General features: G+C 74.8%; 17 protein-coding genes. 10 read left to right on the forward strand and 7 right to left on the reverse strand.

What is annotated here, in order from left to right:
* Positions 1-84: 84 nt before the first annotated feature.
* The 4 genes from HT134_RS21310 to HT134_RS21325 all read left to right on the forward strand — a co-directional run bounded on the left by HT134_RS21310 (position 85) and on the right by HT134_RS21325 (position 5,466).
* Positions 85-1,431 carry an MFS transporter gene (locus HT134_RS21310; RefSeq protein WP_312888289.1) on the forward strand — a complete coding sequence of 449 codons (1,347 nt, stop codon included), beginning with the start codon at positions 85-87 and terminating at the stop codon, positions 1,429-1,431.
* Positions 1,428-2,438, forward strand: a complete 1,011-nt coding sequence (locus HT134_RS21315) for a hypothetical protein (RefSeq protein WP_175602152.1) — start codon at positions 1,428-1,430, stop codon at positions 2,436-2,438. Before HT134_RS21310 ends, HT134_RS21315 begins: the two co-directional genes overlap by 4 nt.
* 64 nt (positions 2,439-2,502) lie before the next feature.
* Complete coding sequence (locus HT134_RS21320) at positions 2,503-3,537, forward strand: DUF917 domain-containing protein (protein WP_175602153.1); 1,035 nt, start codon at positions 2,503-2,505, stop codon at positions 3,535-3,537.
* A gap of 117 nt (positions 3,538-3,654) precedes the next feature.
* The gene (locus tag HT134_RS21325) at positions 3,655-5,466 is read left to right on the forward strand and encodes a helix-turn-helix domain-containing protein (protein ID WP_175602154.1); all 1,812 of its coding nucleotides are present in this window, start codon (positions 3,655-3,657) and stop codon (positions 5,464-5,466) included.
* Positions 5,467-5,562: 96 nt separating this feature from the next.
* Here HT134_RS21325 and HT134_RS21330 read toward each other — a convergent pair whose 3' ends face one another.
* From HT134_RS21330 to ilvD, 4 genes are all read right to left on the reverse strand, one after another.
* On the reverse strand, positions 5,563-7,158 hold the full coding sequence (locus HT134_RS21330) for a hydantoinase B/oxoprolinase family protein (protein ID WP_175602155.1): 1,596 nt from the start codon (positions 7,156-7,158) through the stop codon (positions 5,563-5,565).
* On the reverse strand, positions 7,155-9,179 hold the full coding sequence (locus HT134_RS21335) for a hydantoinase/oxoprolinase family protein (protein ID WP_175602156.1): 2,025 nt from the start codon (positions 9,177-9,179) through the stop codon (positions 7,155-7,157). Before HT134_RS21335 ends, HT134_RS21330 begins: the two co-directional genes overlap by 4 nt.
* A gap of 132 nt (positions 9,180-9,311) precedes the next feature.
* The gene (locus tag HT134_RS21340; RefSeq protein WP_175602157.1) at positions 9,312-9,806 is read right to left on the reverse strand and encodes a helix-turn-helix transcriptional regulator; all 495 of its coding nucleotides are present in this window, start codon (positions 9,804-9,806) and stop codon (positions 9,312-9,314) included.
* A gap of 127 nt (positions 9,807-9,933) precedes the next feature.
* Positions 9,934-11,772: a dihydroxy-acid dehydratase gene (ilvD, locus tag HT134_RS21345; RefSeq protein ID WP_175602158.1), complete on the reverse strand. Its 1,839-nt coding sequence runs from the start codon at positions 11,770-11,772 to the stop codon at positions 9,934-9,936.
* A gap of 208 nt (positions 11,773-11,980) precedes the next feature.
* Here ilvD and HT134_RS21350 point away from each other — a divergent pair, with 208 nt between their 5' ends.
* From HT134_RS21350 to HT134_RS21360, 3 genes are read left to right on the forward strand one after another with little or no spacing between them, the layout of a single operon-like run.
* On the forward strand, positions 11,981-12,535 hold the full coding sequence (locus HT134_RS21350) for an ABC transporter ATP-binding protein (protein ID WP_175602159.1): 555 nt from the start codon (positions 11,981-11,983) through the stop codon (positions 12,533-12,535).
* The gene (locus HT134_RS21355) at positions 12,535-14,601 is read left to right on the forward strand and encodes a YhgE/Pip family protein (RefSeq protein ID WP_175602160.1); all 2,067 of its coding nucleotides are present in this window, start codon (positions 12,535-12,537) and stop codon (positions 14,599-14,601) included. Before HT134_RS21350 ends, HT134_RS21355 begins: the two co-directional genes overlap by 1 nt.
* Positions 14,598-15,164, forward strand: a complete 567-nt coding sequence (locus HT134_RS21360) for a TetR/AcrR family transcriptional regulator (protein ID WP_175602161.1) — start codon at positions 14,598-14,600, stop codon at positions 15,162-15,164. The genes HT134_RS21355 and HT134_RS21360 overlap by 4 nt, the downstream gene beginning before the upstream one ends.
* Before the next feature lie 18 nt (positions 15,165-15,182).
* Here the strand turns inward: HT134_RS21360 and HT134_RS45780 are convergent, their stop codons facing one another.
* Positions 15,183-16,040 carry a nuclease-related domain-containing protein gene (locus HT134_RS45780; RefSeq protein ID WP_175602162.1) on the reverse strand — a complete coding sequence of 286 codons (858 nt, stop codon included), beginning with the start codon at positions 16,038-16,040 and terminating at the stop codon, positions 15,183-15,185.
* Positions 16,041-16,179: 139 nt separating this feature from the next.
* Between HT134_RS45780 and HT134_RS21370 the strand changes: the two genes are divergently transcribed.
* Genes HT134_RS21370 through HT134_RS21380 form a run of 3 tightly spaced genes read left to right on the forward strand, consistent with a single transcriptional unit; the run spans position 16,180 to position 18,300 of the window.
* The gene (locus HT134_RS21370; protein ID WP_175602163.1) at positions 16,180-17,586 is read left to right on the forward strand and encodes an amidase; all 1,407 of its coding nucleotides are present in this window, start codon (positions 16,180-16,182) and stop codon (positions 17,584-17,586) included.
* A gap of 52 nt (positions 17,587-17,638) precedes the next feature.
* Positions 17,639-17,929, forward strand: coding sequence for a hypothetical protein (locus HT134_RS21375; RefSeq protein ID WP_175602164.1), 291 nt, complete (start codon positions 17,639-17,641; stop codon positions 17,927-17,929).
* Between the two features lie 5 nt (positions 17,930-17,934).
* The gene (locus HT134_RS21380; RefSeq protein WP_175602165.1) at positions 17,935-18,300 is read left to right on the forward strand and encodes a DUF5130 family protein; all 366 of its coding nucleotides are present in this window, start codon (positions 17,935-17,937) and stop codon (positions 18,298-18,300) included.
* A gap of 47 nt (positions 18,301-18,347) precedes the next feature.
* Here HT134_RS21380 and HT134_RS21385 read toward each other — a convergent pair whose 3' ends face one another.
* Positions 18,348-19,313: a hypothetical protein gene (locus HT134_RS21385; RefSeq protein ID WP_175602166.1), complete on the reverse strand. Its 966-nt coding sequence runs from the start codon at positions 19,311-19,313 to the stop codon at positions 18,348-18,350.
* Positions 19,314-19,588: 275 nt separating this feature from the next.
* Positions 19,589-20,872: a serine/threonine-protein kinase gene (locus HT134_RS21390; protein WP_217708130.1), complete on the reverse strand. Its 1,284-nt coding sequence runs from the start codon at positions 20,870-20,872 to the stop codon at positions 19,589-19,591.
* Between the last annotated feature and the right edge of the window lie 138 nt (positions 20,873-21,010).

Here is a 21,010-nt window from a genome sequence, read left to right on the forward strand (position 1 = left end):
TGGTGCGCTCAGGGCAGCGTGCACAGGCTCCGGCGCACCGGCCGGGCGCCGCGCACAGTTCGGCGGGAGGAGGGCTGACCTATCGTGCGGCCACACGTCGCGCCCTTCTCCGAGGAGCTGCTCATGACAGCCGTCGAGCAACGCACGCTGCCCATCGGGGCGGCCTTCGACCGAATGCCGTTCACCCGCCGGCACGCGCTCATCGCCCTGGCCCTGTTCATCGCGTTCGTCATCGAGTCGTGGGAGCAGCTCGCGCTCATCTACGTCTCCGGTGACCTGAGCACGCGCTTCGGCATCGACGAGGGAGGCGTCGGCATCGTGCTCTCAGCCGTCGCGTTCGGCATGATCCCGGGCGTGCTCGTGTGGGGGCCCGTCGCCGACCGCGTCGGGCGCAGGCCGGCCGCGTTCTGGTCGCTGCTGGCCTACGGGGTGTGCGCGTTCGCCTCGGCCTTCGCGCCGGGCACGGCCGCGCTGGTGGGGATCAGGGTGCTGTCCGGCCTGGCCCTGGCGGGCGTCTACACCATCACCTTCCCCTACTTCCTCGAACTGCTGCCCACCCGGCACCGCGGGCGCGCGGCGGTGTACCTGTCGATCGGGTGGCCGATCGGCATGCTGGCCGCGATCGGCGCCTCGGTGACGCTGGGCGACCTGGGCTGGCACGTCGTGGTGCTCGCCAGCGCGGTGGCCGGGCTGTGGGCGTTCGCCGTCCGGGCCTGGGTGCCCGAGTCGCCGTACTGGCTGGCGGCGCGCGGCCGGCAGGACGAGGCGCGGGCCGTGCTGCGCACCCTGGGCAGCCCCGACGCCGACGCCGCGTTCACGGTGGCGACCACGCGGGTGGGCCGCCCGCTCGACCTGCTCCGCGGCGGGCTCGCCCGGATCACCCTCGTCATGCTGGCGCTCAACTTCGTCTTCAACTGGGGGTACTGGGGGCTGCAGACCTGGCTGCCGACCCTGCTGCAGGGCAAGGGGCTGAGCCTGTCGGCCTCGCTCGGGTTCGCCGCGCTCAGCGCGCTCATGATGATCCCCGGGTACGTGAGCGCCTCCCTGCTCACGGGCCGGTTCGGCCGCAAGCGGGTCTTCCTCGTCTACGTCGTCGCGGCGGCGCTCGGCGGTTTCTGGTTCGCCACCGCCGACACCACGTTCGAGCTGTACGCGGGCAACTTCGTGCTGTCGTTCTTCAGCCTGGGCGCCTGGGGCGTCTGGAACACCTGGAACGGCGAGTTCTTCCCCACGGCGCTGCGCGGCACCGGCTACTCCTGGGCCACGGCCGCGCAGCTCGTGGCGACCACCGCCGCGCCGTCCGTCGTCGGGCTGCTGCTGGCCCGGGCCACCGGGTTCACCGCGGTCATGCTCATCATCAACGCGTTCATGGTCGTGACCGCGCTGCTGGCCCTGCCGCTGCCGGAGACCGAGGGCCGGGAGCTCGAATGATCGTCGGCGTCGCGCTCGCCCGGCCCGCCCCCGTGGTGGTGGCCGTGCGGGACGGCGCCCTTCTCCGGTCCGCGACCGCGCGCGCCGTCACCGGGACGGCGCGCGCGGTCTGCGTGGCCGCCGACCTCGACACGGTGCCGCTGGCGCCGGTGGCCGCGATCCGGGTGGGCGGCCCCTGCCCGCCGGCGCTCGGCCCGGCTGCGGGCCTGGGCGGTGGCGCGGCGGAGTCCACGGAAGCGGTGGGTCAGGGTGATGTCGCGGAGGCGGCGGTCCGTCCGCCCGCGGCCGTGATCGTGCGCGGCGGGCACAGCCTCACCGGCCGGCCGCTGGCCCCGCTCGACCTCGACGCGGTCCGCCGGTTCGCGGCCGGGTGCGGGCTGCGCGACTTCGCCGTCACGGCCACCGGCTCTCCCGTCCTGGCCGATCACGAGCTGGCCGTCGCCGCGGCCGTCGCGGCCGAGGTGCCGGGGGCGCGGATCACGCTGTCGTACGAGTTCGGCCGGCCGGGACTGCGCGAGCGGGAGCGCAGCGCGATCCGCAACGCCGCGCTCGGCCCCGGCGCCGGCCGCCTGGCCGACCGGCTGGCCCACGACTTCCCCGGGGCGCCCCTGTACTTCGCCCGCTCGGACGGCGGGCTGGTGTCCGCCCACTACTTCCGCCGCTACCCGGCGGCCTGTGACGGTGGACACGCCGTGAGCCTGGCCGCGGGCCGCACCGCCCTGGCCGGCGCCCCTGGGGAGGCGGAGGTGTCCGACGACGTCGTGGCGGCGTACGGGGCGACGCTCGGACGGCCCCAGGCGCGGGTGGAGCGCATCGTGCAGGCGCGCGGGCGCGCGGAGCTGGACCGGGCGCTCGCGGACGTCGGCGACGAGGCGCTGACCCGGGCGGTGAGCGCGGGGGCGGCGCCCGGCTCGGCCAGGATCACCGAGACGACCGTGAACCCGCTGTCCTACCTGCCCGACGGCCTCTACCGGGTGAGGGTGACCGCGGAGGGAGGCCCGCCATGAGTGCGCGTGACCCTCGCGCCCGAAGCGGGGCCCGGAGCAGGCGCCACGCGAGGGGAGGTCGCGGGTGAGCCGCCTGATCGGGCCGGCCGAGCTGGACCTGCTGGCGGCGGGGGCGCGGCTGCTCGCCACGGGGGCGTCCGAGTCGTCGTCCGCGCTGGTGCGCGACTGGGCGGCGTCCGTGATCGGGGCAGGCGTGGAGCTCGTGGCGGCGGGCGAGCTGGATCCCGGCACCTGGTGCGCGGCCGTGACCCTGGTGGGCTCCACGACGGCCCTGTCGGAGCAGCTCCCGCGCGGGGACGAGCCGGCGCGGGCCGTACGGGCCCTCGAAGGGCGGCTGGGCCGGCGGGCCGGGGCGGTGGTGGCGCTCAACCTGGCGGCCGAGAACGCTCTGATGCCGCTCGTCGCCGCCGCGGCCCTGGACGTGCCGGTGGTGGACGGAGACGGCACCGGCCGGGTGTTCCCGCTGGTGGAGCAGTCGACGTACACGCTGGGCGGGGTGAGCGCGGTGCCGCTGGCCATCGCCGGCGCCTCGGGGGAGCTGGCGGTGCTGGAGACCGCCCCCGACCGGGTCGAGGAGCTGCTGCGGCCGGTCGTGCTGGCGATGGGCGGCTGGGGCGTGGCGGCCTGCTATCCGATGGAGGCGGGCGAGCTGGCCCGGGTGCTGGTGCCGGGCACGGTGAGCCGGCTCCTGGAGGCCGGCGAGAAGGGGGCGCCGCGCGAGGTGGCCGCGCCGTTCGGCGTCCGTACCCTGTGCCGGGGCCGGATCCTGGCGGTGGAGGGCAGCAGCGGACACGGCGGCGAGCTGGCGATGCCGTCGCTGCCGTCGAGCATCGTGGTGCAGGAGCTGGAAGGGCTGCGCCGCCTGGTACGGCTGGAGGCGCACAACGAGATCGTGCTGGCCCTGGCCGACGGCGCGGTGGTCGCCAGGGCGCCCGACCAGATCTGCATGATCGCGTGCGGTGACGGGCTGGTCGTGGACGTCGACAAGGCCGAACCGGGGCTGGAGGTGGAGGTCATGACCGTGACGGCCGCGCCGGTCTGGCACACGGAGGCGGGACTGGCGCTCGGCGGTCTGCGCGCGTTCGGGATCCGGCTGTGAGCGGCGGGTTGCGTGCGGAAGGGGGCCGGCTGTGAGCGGCGGGTTGCGCGCGGACGGGGGCCGGCTGTGAGCGCGGCCGGGTTTCCCGGGCGGCCCGGCGCCGGCTGGGAGGCCCCGGTGACCGTGGCCGAGCTGGTCGAGGGCGGTCCGCTGGCCGGGGCGCGCATGTACGGCGCCGGACGCGACCCGGTGCGCCAGGTGCGGATCGTGGACGAGCTGGCGGTGTTCGGCACGGTCGCCCCGCACACGGCGGTCGTGCTGATCGGCGCGGCCGCGGCGGGCGGCTGGGCCGTCGAGATGGCCGTGCGCCGGGCGTGGGAACAGGCGGCGGCCTGCGTCATCGCGCCGTCCGGAGGGCTGGACGAGGGCTCGGGCGAGGCGCTGGCGGAACGGCTCGGCGTGACCCTGGTCTTCGTCGACGAGGACCCGCTGGTCACCGCCGTCCACGTCGCGTCGGCCGCCTCCCGGCCGGAGGCGGCCCGCACGCAGCTCGTCGCCCGCTGCGCGACGCGGCTGGCCGGGGACCGCCCGTCCGTGCGGCGCGTGCTCGGGGTGCTCAACGCGGAGCTGCCCGGCACCTCGGTCGCCTTCCTCGACCCGTACGGCGACCACCTGGCGGGCAGGCGAGCCACGGGCCGGGGGCGGGACGGCTGGACCGTCGAGGTGGACGTGGCCGACGCCGACGGCGCCACGCTGGGCAAGCTGGTGGCGGGCGGGTCGTCCCGTTCGCCCGGGTGGCCGGCGGTGGTGCGCACGGTGCTGGAGCTCGCGCTGGCGCCGCTGGCGGCGTGGGCGGCCACCGAACGGCTCCGCGCCTGGCAGGACTTCACCGTCCAGGAGGCACTCGCCGAACGCCTCCTGACCCTCCCTCCCGAACCCGCGCATCACGGGCCGGTATCCCGTCAGGCGGCCCCTCATCAGGTCGCTTCCCGTCAGGTGCCCCCTCACGAGGTCGCACGGCAGGAGGCTGCACGTGAGGAGGTCGCCCGTGAGGTGGCCGCGCGTGAGGTGGCCGCGCGTGAGGTGGCCGCGCGTGAGGAGGTCGCGCGTGAGGAGGTCGCAGTCCGTGAGCCCGGCATTCGCGAGGGCGTCTCTCACGATCCCGCGTCTCACGATCCCGGGTCTCACGACCTCGCGTCTCACGAGGCGGCGTCTCACGGGGCGGCCTCTCGTGAGGCTGGGCTTCCTCGTGGGGCCGGGCTTCCGGGGCGGCGCGGGGGTACGTCCTCCCCGACCCCTCGGGAAGAGCCCTCCGGGGCCGAGGAGGGCGCGTACGAGCAGGTGACAGACGAGGTGCGGGCGGCGGCGGCCGCGCTCGGCTGGGCGGTGCGCGGGCCTCTCACCGCCTACCTGGTCCGCCCGGCCGGGGGACGGCCCGACGCCGTCCGCGCCCGCGCCCTGATCGCCGCCGCTCTCGGCCCCGTGCCGGTGGTGCGCCGGGGCGAGGGATGGGCCGGCTGGTCGGGGGTGTCCCCGGACGAGCTGGCCGTACGGCTGCGGCGGTGCGTCGAGTCGACGCCGTGGCCGTGCGCCGCCGGAGCGGGCGCCCCCGTCGGCGGGCTCGGCGCGGCGGAGGAGTCGCTGCTGGGCGCCGAGGCCGCCGCCTTCGTGGCGGGACCGGGGACGGTCGCGCGCGCCGACCGGATGGGACCGGCCGAGCTGCTCGGCGCCATCCCGGCGGACGCGCTGCGGGCGCCCGCGTCGGTGGTGCTGCGACCGCTGCTCGCCGTGGACCGCGATGGCACGCTGCTGCGCACGCTGGCCGCGGTCCTCGACGAGGGCGGGGCGCTGAAGGCGGCCGAACGCCTGGGCGTCCACCGCAACACGGTCACGACCCGCATCGAGCGGATCAGGGCCGCGGGCTTCGACCTGGAGGACGCCGCCACCCGCCTCGCCCTCCAGCTCGCCTGCCGTGTCCTGCTGCCCTGATCCCCGGCGCGACGTGATCGTCCACAGGCGGCCTCACACCCGCGCGCCGCAGGCGGGAAGGAGATCTCGCCTTCCCGCCGGTCAGGAGCCCGCCGGTCAGGAGGCGTGGGTGCTCGTCGCGGTCGCGGCGCCGTAGCCTCCGCCGCCGCCCGACTCGCAGCGCAGCACGTCCCCCGCTGTCACGGGCAGCGCGTTCACCTTGAGCATCCGGCGCTCGTCCGCCCGGCCGGGGTTGAGGGTGACGCTCGGCGGGGCGCCCGCCTCGCCGCCCGCCAGCCCCCACGCCGGGGTGACCGACCGCTCGAACCACAGCGACAGCGAGGTGTCGGCGCAGAACTCGTACTCGCGGACCACGCCGTCGCCGCCCCGCCACCGGCCCGCGCCGCCGCTGCCGGGCCGCACCTCGTAGCGGGTGACCCGGACAGGGAAGAGCGTCTCCAGCACCTCGATCGGCATGTCGCGCAGCGAGCCGTTGACGTTGTTGATCAGACAGGTCTCGCCGTCGCCGCCCTCCCAGGCGCCCCAGCCGCCGACCGTGGCCTCCTGCGAGACGTACAGCTTGCCGGTGCGCGGGTCGGTGCCCGTGAACTGGACGATCATGGAGTCGCCGTACGAGGCCGCGGCGGCCCGCTCCGGCATCACCGGCGCCAGCGCCTTGACCACGAGGTCGATGAGCAGCCCGAGGTGCGAGTAGTAGTACTGGCAGGCGGCGGGGGAGCGGGCGGCCAGCATGGACCCGGGCCGGGTCTCCACCGTCAGCGGCCGGAACGAGCCGCCGTTGAGCGGCACGTCGCCCGACACGAGCAGCTTGTAGCCCACCCGCACGGCGGCCACCGCCTGGGCGGCGCCGCAGTTGACCGGGCCGAGCGCCTGGTCGGCGCAGTCGGTCAGGTCCACGCGCATCGACTCGCCCGTCACCGTGATCGTGACGTTCACCGGGAGGGGCGTGGCGAGGTCGATGCCGTCGTTGTCGAGGTGGCCGCCGGCCCGGTACACGCCGTCGGGGATGGCGGCGATCGCGGCCCGCTCCATGCGCTCGGTCTGGGCGAAGATCTCGTCGCGGGCGGCCATGACCGTGCCGAGGCCCCACCGGGTGACGATCTCGCTCAGCCGCCGCTGCCCCATGAGGACGCAGCTCACCTGGGCGCGCAGGTCGCCGAGCGTGGCGTGCGGGAAGCGGACGTTGGCCCCGATCACCTCGTGCAGGTCCACGCAGGGCCGCCCGCCCTCGTACACCTTGACCGGGCCGAGCCGCAGCCCCTCCTGGAAGATGGAGGTGGAGTCCATGGAGCCGCCGGGGTCCTTCGAGCCGACGTCCAGCCAGTGCGCCCGCGACGCCGCGAACCCGGCCAGCTCGCCGCCCACGAAGATCGGCCCGTACACGGTGACGTCGTTGAGGTGCGTGCCGCCGATGTAGGAGTCGTTCAGCACCCACACGTCGCCCTCGCGCCAGACCTGCGGCCCGTGGCGGCGCTCGGTCTCGCGGGTGCACACCTCCAGGTTGCCCAGGAAGATCGGCAGGCCGGACGACTGCCCGAGCACGTTGTGGTCGCGGTCGAGCAGCGCGACCGCGCAGTCCTTGGCCTCGTAGATGACCGGCGTGTAGGAGCTGCGGATGAGCGTGGTGTTCATGTCCTCCGCCGCCTGGACGAGCGCGCAGCGGATGATCTCCGTGGTCACGGGGTCGATCACTGGTCCACCTTCACGATGAGGAAGCCGTTGTCGTCGACCGTGGCCAGGCACCCGGGCGGGACGACCGTCGTCGCGGTCTCCTCCACCACGATGGCCGGCCCGGTCAGCTCTCCGTCGAGGTGCGCGCGGCGCAGCACCGGCGTGCGATGCACGGCGCCGTCGAACACCACGTCCCGTACGGCCGGCGCCGCCTCCCCGGTGACGTCCGGGGCGCCGGCCGCGGCGCGCGGGAAGGAGCCGAGCCCGGTGCTGCGGACCATGACGAACTCCACCGGCGCCTCGGGCGTGGCGTGGCCGTAGCGGCTGGTGTGGGCCTCGGCGAAGCGGGCCGCGATCTCGGTGAGGAAGCCGGGCGCGGCCGGTTCGCCGGCATCGCGCAGCGGGATGGTCAGCGTGTAGTCCTGGCCCTCGTAGCGCATGTCCACGGCGTGCTCGACCCGGCGCCGCTCCGCCGGCACGCCCTGCTCGGCCAGCGCCTCCAGGGCCTCGGCCTCCAGGGCGGCGAGGCGGCCGGCCAGGTCGGCCCCGTCGAGGACGTCCTGCGGCCGGAAGTACGGGTGCGTCAGGTCCCGCCGCACCTCGGCCTCCAGCATGCCCCACGCGGAGAACGCGCCGGGGAAGCGCGGGATGACCACCTCGGAGATGCCCAGCTCGCGGGCGATGAACACGGCGTGCATGGCGCCCGCCCCGCCGAAGGCGACCAGCGAGAACTCCCGCGGCTCCACCCCGTGCTCCACCGTGAGCGTGCGGATGGCCTGGGCCATCTTGGCGTTGGCCACGGCGCAGATCCCCTCGGCCAGGTCGAGCGGGTCGAGGGCCAGCTTTTCGGCGAGCGTGGCGACGGCGGCGCCGGCCGCCTCCACGTCGAGGTCCATGAGGCCGCCCGCGAACCACTCCGGGTCCACCCGGCCCAGCACCACGTTGGCGTCGGTGACCGTGGGCCGTGTGCCGCCCCGGCCGTAGCAGGCGGGCCCGGGAACGGCGCCGGCCGACTCGGGGCCGACCCGCAGCGCGCCCGCCTCCGCGTACGCGATGGAGCCGCCGCCCGCGCCGATCGTGTGCAGGTTGACGATGGGCATCAGCACGGGATGGCCCTCGATGCGCGCCTCGGCGCTGACGTCGGGACGGCCGTCGACGACCAGCGACACGTCGAACGACGTGCCGCCCATGTCCACGCAGATCGCGTTGCGGCGGCCGAGCAGCCGGGCCGCGGCGACACCGCCCATGGTGCCGCCCACCGGCCCGGACAGCAGCGTCTGCAACGGCCTGCGCATGGCGTAGGCGGCGTTGACCAGCCCGCCGGACGACTGCATGACGTGGACGGGCACGCCCAGCCCGCGCTCGGCGAAGCGCCGCTCGATCTCGGCCAGGTAGCGGCGCACGACGGGCCCGGTGTACGCCTCCAGCACCGCCGAGGAGGTGCGCTCGTACTCGCGCCACTCGCGGGCCACCTCGTGCGACAGCACGACCAGGACGTCCTCGCCCAGCTCGGCCCGCAGGATCTCCCCGGCGCGCACCTCGTGGCGCGGGTCGGCGTACGAGAACAGCAGGCACACGGCGACCGCGTCGAACCCCTCCTCGCGCACCCGGCGGGCCGCCCGCCGCACGCCCTCCTCGTCCAGCGGGACGAGCTCCTCGCCGCGCCAGTCGAGCCGGCCGTCCACCTCGGCCACGTCCTCGGCGGGGACCAGCGGGGCGGGCTTGCGGTAGCGCAGGTCGAACATGCGGTCGCGGTTGCCGCGGGCGATCCGGTAGACGTCGCCGGCTCCCGTGCTCGCCAGCAGCAGCACCCGCGCGCCCTTGCGCTCCAGCAGGGCGTTGAGCCCCTGGGTGGTGCCGTGCACGAAGTACGAGATCCGCGAGGGGTCGTCGACGACCCGGCTGAGGGCGGCGAACACGCCCTCGGCCAGGTCGTGGGGCGTGGTGGACGCCTTCGACGCCACGACGGACCCGGTCGTCTCGTCGTAGCGGACGACGTCGGTGAAGGTGCCTCCGATGTCCATGGCGACGCGATAGCTCATGCCGTGAACGGTATGCGCTCGGCGCCGCGCCGGCATGTGCGGCGTGCACAGCCGGACGCGGCCCGCGGTGCGCCGCGCTCAACGGCGGGCTTGATGCCTCGGCCCTGCCCGCCGGGCTCGGCGCGTCGGGAGCTACGCCGCCCTGGCGCGCTTGCGGCGCTGGAACGGCAGGAAGCGGTCGGCCAGGTGGGGGCGCGACGGGGTCAGCGTCGGCTCGACCGCGAGGATGCGGTCGAACCGGAACGCCCGGATGGCCCGGCGCATCCGGCACACCCCGACGAGATACCAGTATTCGCGGTGGACCAGGCACGTCACCGGCTCGACGTCGCGGACCGTCACGTGGCCCCCGGCGTCGCAGTAGTGGAGGCGGATCATCATGCGGCTGGTGATGGCGTCGGCGATGAGCCGGGCCCGGGAGGCGACCTCCACGGGCAGCGGGTCGGTGAGCGTCGAGAGCGTGGTGGCGATGACGTCGTCGTCGAGCTCCAGGTGCTCGAGCGCGTGCTGCAGGCCGCGCCTGGCGGTGACGGCCTGGGGGCCCGTGCCGAGGTGGGCCAGGGAGAGGGCGAGGGCGGCGATCTCGGCGGTCGTCAGCGGGCGGGTGGTGGGCTTCACGACTCTAGCCATACCCCCACGATAGAGAGCGCCACCGACAATTTTCGAAAGCGTGTACGCAAGGAAGGGGACACTGACCCCCGGGACAGCCGCGCCCGGCACCCCTCGGACGGGGGCGCCGGGCGGCGGTGAGCGGAGGTCAGCGGGAGAGCTGGGTGAGGTCGCGCGAGGCGCCGGTCGAGGCGGACGTGGTCATCGCCGCGTACGCCTGGAGCGCCACGCTGACCGGCCGGTTGCGGTCGCGCGGGCGGTAGCCCCCGAGGTCGGCCAGCAGCTTCTCACGCCGCGCCGCCAGCTCGGCCTCCGGCACCCGCAGCTCCATCGTGCGCGCCGGGATGTCGATGTCGATGATGTCGCCGTCCTCGACGAGCGCGATCGCGCCGCCCTCGGCGGCCTCCGGGGAGGCGTGGCCGATCGACAGGCCGGACGTGCCGCCGGAGAAGCGCCCGTCGGTCACGAGCGCGCACGCCTTGCCCAGCCCCTTGCCCTTGAGGAACGAGGTCGGGTAGAGCATCTCCTGCATGCCGGGGCCGCCCTTCGGGCCCTCGTAGCGGATGACCACCACGTCGCCCTCGCGCACCCGCCCGCCGAGGATGCCCTCGACGGCCTGCTCCTGCGACTCGAACACGACGGCGGGCCCGCTGAAGCGCCAGATCGACTCGTCGACGCCGGCCGTCTTGACCACGGCGCCGTCGCGGGCGATGTTGCCGTAGAGCACGGCCAGGCCGCCGTCGGCGGTGTAGGCGTGCTCGCGGTCGCGCACGCAGCCCTCGGCCCGGTCGAGGTCGAGGGAGTCCCAGCGGTTGTCCTGGGAGTACGGCTTGACCGTGCGGACGTTGCCCGGCGCGGCGTGCCACAGCTCGACGGCCTCGGGCCGCACCTCGGGCGAGCGCGGGTCCCACTGGGCCAGCAGCTCGCCCAGCTTCAGCCCGCTGACCGTGGGCAGGTCGCGGTGGAGCAGCCCGGCGCGGTCGAGCTCGCCCAGGATGGCCGGGATGCCGCCGGCGCGGTGGACGTCCTCGACGTGGTACTTGCTCGTGGCGGGCGCCACCTTGCACAGGCAGGGCACGCGCAGTGAGATCTCGTTGATCTCCTTGAGGCTGAAGTCGACGCCCGCCTCGCGGGCCGCGGCCAGGATGTGCAGGATCGTGTTGGTCGAGCCGCCCATGGCCACGTCGAGCGCCATCGCGTTCTCGAACGCCTCGCGCGTGGCGATCGAGCGCGGCAGCACCGACTCGTCGTCGTCCTCGTAGTAGCGCCGGGTGATCTCGACGAGCTGCCGGCCGGCGTCCTGGAAGAGCTGCTTGCGCGCCCGGTGGGTGGCCAGGATCGTGCCGTTGCCGGGCAGTGCCAGGCCGATGGCCTCGGCCAGGCAGTTCATCGAGTTGGCGGTGAACATGCCGGAGCACGACCCGCACGTCGGGCAGGCCTGCTCCTCCATCTCCAGCAGCTCGGCGTCGGAGACCGAGTCGTCGGCCGCGGCGATCATGGGGTCGACCAGGTCGAGCTTGCGGCCGGGCGTCTTGCCGGCCTCCATCGGGCCGCCCGAGACGAAGATCGTCGGGATGTTGAGCCGGAAGGCGGCCAGCAGCATGCCCGGGGTGATCTTGTCGCAGTTGGAGACGCAGATGAGCGCGTCGGCGCAGTGGGCGTTGACCATGTACTCGACCGCGTCGGCGATCAGCTCGCGCGAGGGCAGGGAGTAGAGCATGCCGCCGTGGCCCATGGCGATGCCGTCGTCGACGGCGATCGTGTTGAACTCGCGCGGGATCGCCCCGGCCTCGCGGATCGCCGCCGACACCACGTCGCCGACCTCGCGCAGGTGAACGTGGCCGGGGACGAACTGGGTGAAGCTGTTGGCCACGGCGATGATGGGCTTGCCGAAGTCGCCCCCGGCTACACCGGTGGCGCGGAGCAGGGCCCGCGCGCCGACCATGTTCCTGCCGTGGGTGACCGTTCGTGACCTGAGGGCCGGCATTGTGCTACTCCCATCGCTTTCCGATCCTCACATCGTACGGCCATCGCCCGGCTGCTGAGACAGCGCGTCCAGCACTCGGACATTCCTCTCCCGCCTCCTGGGACGCCGCGGAATCGGCACCGGCACGGCCCGCACCCCCAAATCAGTCAAAAGTCGGCGTAAGCTATTCTTTGTACTGACCGGTCAGTTCAAAGAAGGAGGGACCGTCGTGATCGTCGCCAAGGGCCTGTCCGTGGAGGGGGTGTACGCCGGCGTCTCCTTCGAGGCCGGGGCCGGCACCCTCACCGCCGTCGCCGGTCCCGCCGGCAGCGGCCGCACCAGCCTGCTCCTCACGCTGGCCGGGCGGATGAAGCCCACGGCGGGCACTCTTGCCGTGGCCGGGCACGTCAAACCTCGCGCCATCCGCAAGGTGGCCGCCCTGGCCCTCGTGGACGGCGTCACCGACCTCGACCGGTCGCTGACGGTGGGGGAGCACCTGCGCGAACGCGGGCGCGGCCCGTACCCGAAGCTGCTCAAGCAGGCCGGTCTGGACGCGGGCGAGCGGACGCTCGTCCGCGAGCTCGACCGGGAGGGGCAGGTGCGGCTCGGCGTCGCCCTCGCCCTGCTCGACGACCCGAAGGTCATCGTCGCCGACAACGTGGACGCCGGCCTGCCGCCCGACCGGCAGGAGGCGCTGTGGACCCTGCTCGCCGGGCTCGACCGCGCCGTGGTCGCCTCGTGCGTGACCCCGCCCGCCCGCTACGACCACCTCGTGGAGCTGTGATGAGAGGAATGCTGCGGTCGAGACTGCCCCGGATGGCGCTGGCGGCCGTCGTCGTGCTGCCGCTGCTGTACGCGGGCCTGTACCTGTGGTCGTTCTGGGACCCGCAGGGCAACCTGGACCGCGTGCCCGTCGCGCTGGTCATGGAGGACCGGCCCGCCACGGCCGGGAACAAGAACCTGCACGCCGGCCAGGACCTCGCCGAGGAGCTGCGCGAGCGGCACGTCTTCAACTGGCACGAGGCCACGCCCCAGCAGGCCGCCGACGGCGTCAGGGACGGCAGCTACTACCTGTCGCTGACCATCCCCGCCGACTTCAGCTCCCGGCTGGCCTCGCCGTCGGACGACGCCGCCACCCCCGCGCCCGCCCAGCTCGGCGTCCGCGTCGACACCGGCCGCAGCTACATCATCGGCAGCATCTCCGACGCCGTGTTCAACGAGGTGCGGGCCGCCGCCGAGCGCACCGTCGTGCACGACTACTTCGACCGGGTCTTCATCTCCATCGGCGACATCCACGACAAGACCACCGAGGCCGCCGACGGCGCCGACAAGCTGCACGCGGGCACGGTGAAGGCCGGCGACGGCGTCTCCAAGCTCAACTCCGGCCTGGGCACCGCAGAGAGCGGCGCCCGGCAGCTCTCCACCGGTCTCGACACCGCCGGGAACGCCACCGCCCGCCTGCGCGACGGCTCCGCCAAGATCACCGACGGCATCACCCAGGCACAGCGCGGCATCGGCGCGCTGCGCGGCGGCCTGACCAAGCTGCGCAGCCAGGGCACCGTCCCGCTGCGGCGGGGCGCCCGCGAGGCGTCGAACAAGGTCCACGCCCAGACCCGTACGGTCGACCAGCTCGCCGACAGGTACGTCCCCCTCCTCAACCAGTACGGACCCGAGGTGGCCCGCGCCGCCGAGCGCGTCGCCGACCAGGCCGACAAGCTCCAGGACCCCGAGGCCGCCGAGCTGAGCGCCGCCGCGCGCGACCTGGCCGCCACCGCCCGCAAGATCGCCCAGGTGGCCCCGCAGCTCGGCCCCCGGGTGAGCCAGGTCAGGAAGCAGGTCGACCAGCTCGACGCCGGCCTGGCCAAGCTCGCCGCCGGAGCCGCCAAGATCGACAGCAGCGTCGGCAAGGCCGGCCAGGGCGCCGACAAGCTGTACCAGGGCGCCACCCGGCTGCGCTCCGGCTCGGCCCAGGTCACCAACGGCCTCACGCAGCTCGGCGGCGGGCTGACCCGGCTCGGCGACGGCGCCGACCGGCTCACCTCCGGCGTGGACCGGCTGCACGACGGCGCCGGCCGGGTCGACAAGGGACTGTCGAAGCTCGCCGAGGGCTCCAAGGACCTCGCCACCGGCCTCGGCGACGGCGCCAGGAAGATCCCCGACTACGACGCCCAGGAGCGCGACGCCCGCGCCGACATGATGAGCGACCCCGTGCGCCTGGACAAGGACGTGGACAACGAGGTGCCCAACTACGGCACCGGCTTCGCCCCGTTCTTCCTGCCCCTGGCGCTCTGGGTGGGTGCGATGATCGCGTACATGGTGCTCAAGCCCCTCAACCAGCGGCGGCTGGCCGGCACGACGGGCGCGGTGCGGATCGCGCTGTCCGGCTGGGTCCCGGCGCTCGCGCTCGGCGCGGCGCAGGTCGGCGTGCTGGCGGCCGTCCTGCGCTTCGGCCTCGGCCTGCAGGCGGCGAACTGGGCCGGCGTGATCGGCCTGCTGCTGCTGGCCGCCGCGGCCTTCCTGGCGGTGGTGCAGGCGGTCAACGCGCTGCTCGGCCCGCCCGGCCGGGTCGTCGCGCTGGCGCTGCTCATGCTCCAGCTCACCTCCGCGGCGGGCACGTACCCGATCGAGACGTCGCCCGGCTTCTTCCAGACGATCTCGCCGTGGCTGCCGATGAGCTGGGTCGTGGCCGCGCTGCGCCGGCTGATCAGCGGCGGCGACCCGACCGTGGTCTGGCAGGCGTGCGGCGTGCTCACCGCGTTCCTCGTGCTGGGGCTCGCGCTCACCACGCTCGCCGTCGAGCGGAGCCGCACCTGGACGGTCAAGCGGCTGCACCCGGAGCTGTCGCTGTGAGCCGCCAGGACACCCGCTCGAAGGTGTTCGCCGCGGCCGTGGACCTGATCGCCGAGCAGGGCTACACCGCCACGACGGTCGAGGCCATCGCCGAGCGGGCCGGCGTGGCCAAGGGCACCGTCTTCTACAACTTCGGCAGCAAGGAGGCGCTGTTCGGCGCGCTGCTGGAGCACTCCATCGGACGGCTGGCCGACGCCCTGGCCGCCGCCGACACCGGCGCGAGCGCGCTGGAGGCGCTCGACTCGGTCGTCCTCGGCCAGCTCCGCTTCTTCGAGGAGCACGGCCCGCTCGCGCGGGTGCTGCTGGCCGAGATGTGGCGGACCGCCTGGCAGCAGGCCGTGGCGCAGCTGCGCGAGCGGGCGCTCGGCGTCTACACGGGCGTGCTGCGCCGGGCCGTGCAGGCCGGCGAGGTCAGGGCCGACCTCGACGTGGAGACCGCGGCCACCGCCGTGTTCGGCATGGTGCTCACGGTCTCCATCGAACGGCGCGCGCTCTACCCCGACCGGCCCGTGGAGCGCACCCACGCCACGCTGGTGGAGCTGCTGCACGGCCGGATCAGGTGAGAGCGGTCGCGGGGACGGTCAGTCCTCGCCGTAGCGCGGCGGCAGCACCTCGGCGGCGATCTCGTACAGGCGCTGGATCTCCTCGTCGGTCAGCGCCCGCTCGCGCTTGGTGATCCACTTGCGGGCGCGCCCGCCCTCGTAGACGTCCACGCCGCGGATCGTCATGATCTTCCAGGGCACGGCCGGGCCGTAGATGGCCAGGGAGGGCACGACCTGCACGTCGCGGCCGTACGCCTTGCTGATCAGCTCGCTGGCCGCCGACGCCTCCATCTTCGCCTCGGCGAGCCGGGCCTTCTTGTCGAACGGGCCGTGGAAGAGCTTCTTGCCCATCTGCACGCGGACGGGCAGCTGCTTGTCCCACTTCTCGGAGTCGACCGCGTACACGCCCGTCGGCCCGACGACGAGGTGGTCGATCTGCGCCTCGGTGTCGGGGATCGCCCGCGCGTGCAGGGTGCGGTAGCCGTTGCGCTCCAGCTTGCGCAGCTGGGCCTCGGTGCGCCGCTCCGCGACGGAGGCGCGCCGCCAGGCCGGCACGGTCGAGTGGGACCGGGCGCGGTAGACCGCGTCGGCGATGGCCGCCACGATGCCCGCCGTGACGCCCAGCCGCCAGTCGTTCAGCAGGAAGCCCGCGACCAGCGCCACGGCCACCGTCAGCAGCGCGCGGTTGCGCAGGTTGCGGTAGCGGGGCTGCTCGATCAGGCTGCGCAGGGGCACGCGCACGACCGGTACGGACGCGGGGTCGGCCTGGCCGGCGCCGGTCCGCGCGGCACCGGCCGGCTCGGCGTCCGTGCCGGTGTCGGCGTCGGTGTCGGGTCGGTCGCTCACCCAGATGGGCGACGTGCTGTGACCGTCATCACGCTGGTGGTCGGAGTCCACGCGACTCACCGTAGCCGGTGGCGATCGTCGATTCCTAGTGTTGCCCCGTCCATAGTTTTATGGCTCAGGTCACCGTGTCCTGCGCCGGATTTCCGGGTATCTATTACGTTCTTCGCCGCAGATCCCTAGTGTGCGTAACGTGCGAGACCTTCACGAGCTATCCGCGCTGGAGCAGGCGCGGGCCGTGCGCGACCAGGTCGTCTCACCGGTCGAGCTCGCCCGCCACTACCTCGACCGGATCGAACGCATCGACCCGCGTGTGGGCGCCTACGTGACCGTGACCGCCGAGCGGGCCCTCGACCAGGCGCGGCACCTGGAGAAGGAGCTGCCCGACGGGCCGCTCGCCGGGGTGCCGATCCCGGTCAAGGACCTCAACCTGGTCAAGGACGTGCCGATCATGTTCGGCTCGGCGACGTACCGGGAGTTCGTCTCGCCCGTGGACGACACGGTCGTCGAGCGGCTGCGCGACGCCGGGACGGTCATGCTGGGCAAGACCGCCACGCCCGAGTTCGGCCTGCCGTGTTACACCGAGACCGCGCTCTCGCCGCCGGCGCGTTCGCCGTGGGACCCCGCCACCTCCGCCGGCGGGTCGAGCGGCGGCGCGGCGGCCGCGGTGGCGGCCGGCCTCGCGCCCGCCGCGCAGGGCAGCGACGGCGCCGGCTCCATCCGCATCCCCGCCTCCGTGTGCGGGCTGTACGGCATCAAGCCGACGCGCGGGCGCATCAGCTTCGCGCCGATCATCCCCGACCTCGCGGGCCTGTCCACGAACGGGCCCATCGCCAGGACCGTCGCCGACGCCGCCGCGCTGCTCGACGTCATGACCCACAACACCCCCGGCGACCACTACCTCGCGCCGCCGCACGAGGGCACGTTCCTGGAGGCCGCCCGCCGCGAGCCCGGCCGCCTGCGCATCGCCCGCCACGCCGACCCGGTCGTGCCCGGCGCCGTCGTGGAGCCCGAGGTGCTCGCCGCGTACGAGGAGGCGAGCGCCACGCTCGCGGCGCTGGGCCACGAGATCGTCGACATCGTCCCGTCGTACGGGCCCGACCTGGTGCCGCATTTCGTCACCCTGTGGTGCTCCTTCGCCTGCATGCACCCGGTCGCCGACGACAAGGCCGGGATGCTGCGGCCGCTCACCGCCTGGCTGCGAGAGCGCGGCTTCGCCACCCCCGCGCCCACCTTCCTGCAGGCGCAGGCGGCGCTCCAGCTCGCCACCCGCGCCGCCCTGGCCGCCACGGCCGACTACGACGCGATCCTCACCCCGACCGTCACCCAGCCGCCCCGGCCGGTGGGCTGGTTCGAGGACGTGGACGGGCCCGAGGAGACGTTCGAGCGGATGAGCCGGTTCGCGGCCTTCCCGGCCCTCTACAACGTCACCGGGCAGCCGGCGGTGAACCTGCCCCTGCACTGGACGGACGGCGGGCTGCCGATCGGCGTCATGCTGGCCGGGCGCGTCGGCGGCGAGGACACCCTGATCTCGCTGTCGGCCCAGGTCGAGGCGGCGCGCGGCGGCTTCTGGGGAGAACGCCGCCCGCCCCTGTGGTAGGAGGCCCGGGAGGGGTCTGGCCGGGGCCGGGAAGCCGGTCTACGGTCGAGGGGTGAACAGCGCGCTGGGAAGCATGGGCGCACTCTTCGGGGTGTCGCTGGGGCTGTTCGTCCTGATCAGCCTGATCGTGATGGCGGCGGGGCAGGGCGCGCCGCGCGGGCAGGAGCCCGGGCCCGTGTGGCTCGGCGGCCCGGGCCGCGGCGAGCACGGCGTGAGCACCTCCGGCATCGTGCTCGTCGACCGGACGCCCGCCTGGGCGCCCGGCACCGCGACCGACTGGGTGGCCGCGGCCCGGACCGCCGAGCCCGGCCGGCGCACCGGCGGCGCCTGCGCGGGGTGGTGACGGCGATGCGCGGGCTCAGCACGGCGCAGGCCGACGACGTCAGGCGGGCCCTGCGCGCCGCCGAGCGGCGCAGCGGGCTCCGTTTCGGCCTCTTCCTCGGCCCGCCCGCGGGCGGCCGGCGGCACTTCGCCGAGCGCCTGCACGCCGCGCTCGGCGACGAGGCCCCCGACGCGGTCGTCGTCCTCGTGGACGTCACCGGGCGGGCGCTGGAGATCGTCACGGGTGAACGCGCCCGGCGGCGGCTGCCCGACGGCGCCTGCCGGCTGACCGCCATGTCCATGGCCACCGCGTTCGGTGCGGGCGACCTGGTGGGCGGGCTGCTGTACGGCATCGCGGCGCTGGGGGAGCAGGCCGCCACGGCAAGGAGATGACCGCGCAGGGAGGGCCGGAAGAGATGACCGCGCCGGGGCGGCGGGCCTCAGACGGCGTCGGAGGGCATGCGGTCGAGCAGGGTCACGACGTGCTCGCTCACCCCGGCCAGCAGCGTCGAGGGCTCGATGGGCGCCTCGGCCACGGCCGCGAACAGCGACGGCAGCCCCGGCAGCGGGAACCCGTCGTCCTTGGAGGCCGCCGCGCCGATCGCGTTCTTGTCCAGGGCGACGCGGCTGCGCTCCCAGGCCTCCAGCACCTCCTCGGGCGACGGCACGCCGAACCCGTGGCCGACGGGGGCCGCGTGGCGCAGCCGTACCAGCGGGGTGTCGGCGAACGCCAGCGCGGTGCGGGCCCGCACGGACAGGCCCGCGCGCGGCTCCGGCGGGATCCAGTGCATCGCCGTGCAGGGGTTGCGGCACGTGGCGACGCACACGGCCAGCGCGCCGGCGACCTGGCTGTGCTGCCGGTCGAAGTACGCGCGCCAGCCCTCGGCGGGCTCGATCGAGACCCGCAGGGTCCGGTTGGTGGCCGACTGCTCGGACTTGGTGTGGTCGCAGTCGCGGTCGCCGATCACGCCGAAGCGGCTGCCCGGGGCGCTCAGCCCGTCGGGCCAGCGCGCCGGGTCGCCCGCGTGGCCGAGGTGGGGCTCGAAGGCCAGCAGCGGGAGGTACTCGCTGGCGATGTGCACGGCGGCGATCATCGGGCTCAGCTCGCGGCGCTGCCAGCGCACGGCGATGACCTCCAGCAGGAGCCCGTACGCCGGACGCAGCGACTCCAGCGCGCCCCGCGGCTGCTCGCGCGGGGTCTGCGGCATGTGGCACGCCCGCGCCCGCCGCCTCAGCTCCGCCGGGACCGACCGCGCCTCGGCCGCGAAGTCCTCGGCGTCGAGGGAGAGCAGCCGGTGCCCGAACTCGCACACGTCCGCCACCTCCGCCGAGGGGGCGAGCGCGGCGAGGTCGGCGAACGCGTGACGGCGGGCCAGAGCGACGAGCAGATCGTGCGTGGACTTCACCCGATCACCCTCTCACGCGCCGGACCGTTCCCCGGCAAAGCGGACGTCACCGTCACGAACGTCTTGCCGCGCTGTGCCCGCGCCGCCCGCACGGGTGTTTTGTCGTGCTGTGCCCGCACCGGCGTCTTGCCGCGCTCTGCCCGTGCCGCCCGCACGGGCGTTTCCCGGGCGGCTCCCCGCGCCTGCCGGACCTGTGCCGACGGACCGGACGGACACTGCGCGGGCCCCAGGACCACGCGCGACCCAGGGGCACGCGACCCAAGGGCACGCACGACTCAGGGGCAGGGGGAGCGGACGCACTGGATGTCGCCCGGATCGCGGGTCAGCGTCGGATCCGGGGTCGGCTCCTGCGGATCGGGCGTCGTCGGCTCCACGGTCGGCTCCGGCTCACGCGTGGTGGGCGTCGCCGTGGGAGCCGTCGTGATGGGGCTCGCGGTGGGCGTGGCCGCCGTCGGCGAGGCCGTGGGCGTGACGGGGGTGCGCGTGCCGCTCGGCCGCGGACCGGCGGTCGTCTTGGCCGGCGGCGCCGAGTGGCGCCGGGGCGCGGGCGGCTCGGCCGCGCTCGTCGTACGGCTGTGCGTGGTGGGCGCCGGCAGGACCGTGCCCGGGTCGGCGGCGCTCTCCTGACGCGTCCAGACGGACCCGGCGACGGCCATGGTGACCGTGACGGCCGCCGCCACCGACGCCAGCGCGCTCAGCAGCCCGCGACGGCGCCGCGACGAGGGCCGCGAGCCCGGCTCGGCCAGCGCGCGGCGCGCCGCCGCGGCCAGCTCGGCGGCCGACCGCCAGCGCATGTCGGGCGCCTTCTCCAGCGCCCGCTGCACCACCTGCCGCGGCCCCGCGGGCACCTCCGGCGGCAGCGCCGGCACCGGCGCGTGGAGGTGCTTGTAGATGATCTGTACGGGCGTGTCGCCCTCGTACGGCAGGCGCCCCGTCAGGCACTCGTAGGCCACCACGCCCAGCGCGTAGACGTCGACCGCGGGCGTGACCTCGCTCGCGGTGGCCAGCTCGGGAGCGCAGTAGCCGGCCGAGCAGAGCATCGCGCCGGTCGCGGTGAGCTGCCCGGCCGAGACGGAGTGCGCGATGCCGAAGTCGGTCAGCGCCACCCGCCCGTCGGGCCTGACCATGAGGTTGGCGGGCTTCACGTCGCGGTGGACGATGCCCTGCTCGTGGGCCGCGGCCAGGGCGTCGGCCACCTCGGCGACGAGCCGCATCGTCTCGGCCGGGGAGAGCGCCCTCGCGCGCAGGATCCGGTCGAGCGACTCCCCCTCGACGAACTCCATCACCAGGAAGCTGACCCGCCGCCCGCCGACCTCGCACGTGCCGTAGTCGTAGACGTCGACCACGCCCGGATGCCGCAGCGTGGCCATGGCGCGCGCCTCGTTCTGGAACCGGCGGGCGAACGCCGGGTTCTCGGCCAGCGCGGGCATCATCACCTTGACGGCGACGGTGCGGCCGAGAACCGTGTCGGCGGCACGCCAGACCTCGCCCATGCCGCCACCGCCGACGCGGTCGGCGAGCACGTAGCGGTCGTTGAGCGTGGTCCCGGAGCCGAGCACGCCATCGAGGCTAACACCGGCAGGCCCATGACCTGGCCGGAATCCGCGACGCAGCCCGGCCTCCCGGACGCCGAGGGCCCCGGCGCGCGAACGCGCCGGGGCCCTCGGACAACCGGAGATCAGGAACCGGACGACGCC

The sequence above is a fragment of the Nonomuraea rhodomycinica genome, assembly GCF_013363995.1.
Lineage (GTDB): Bacteria > Actinomycetota > Actinomycetes > Streptosporangiales > Streptosporangiaceae > Nonomuraea > Nonomuraea rhodomycinica.

What these genes read in the sequence shown, in the direction of transcription:
- HT134_RS21315 (WP_175602152.1), top strand. Translation starts at nt 1,428, where the DNA reads ATGATCGTCGGCGTCGCGCTCGCCCGGCCCGCCCCCGTGGTGGTGGCC.
- HT134_RS21335 (WP_175602156.1), bottom strand. Translation starts at nt 9,179, where the DNA reads ATGAGCTATCGCGTCGCCATGGACATCGGAGGCACCTTCACCGACGTC.
- HT134_RS21340 (WP_175602157.1), bottom strand. Translation starts at nt 9,806, where the DNA reads ATGGCTAGAGTCGTGAAGCCCACCACCCGCCCGCTGACGACCGCCGAG.
- ilvD (WP_175602158.1), bottom strand. Translation starts at nt 11,772, where the DNA reads ATGCCGGCCCTCAGGTCACGAACGGTCACCCACGGCAGGAACATGGTC.
- HT134_RS21355 (WP_175602160.1), top strand. Translation starts at nt 12,535, where the DNA reads ATGAGAGGAATGCTGCGGTCGAGACTGCCCCGGATGGCGCTGGCGGCC.
- HT134_RS21380 (WP_175602165.1), top strand. Translation starts at nt 17,935, where the DNA reads ATGCGCGGGCTCAGCACGGCGCAGGCCGACGACGTCAGGCGGGCCCTG.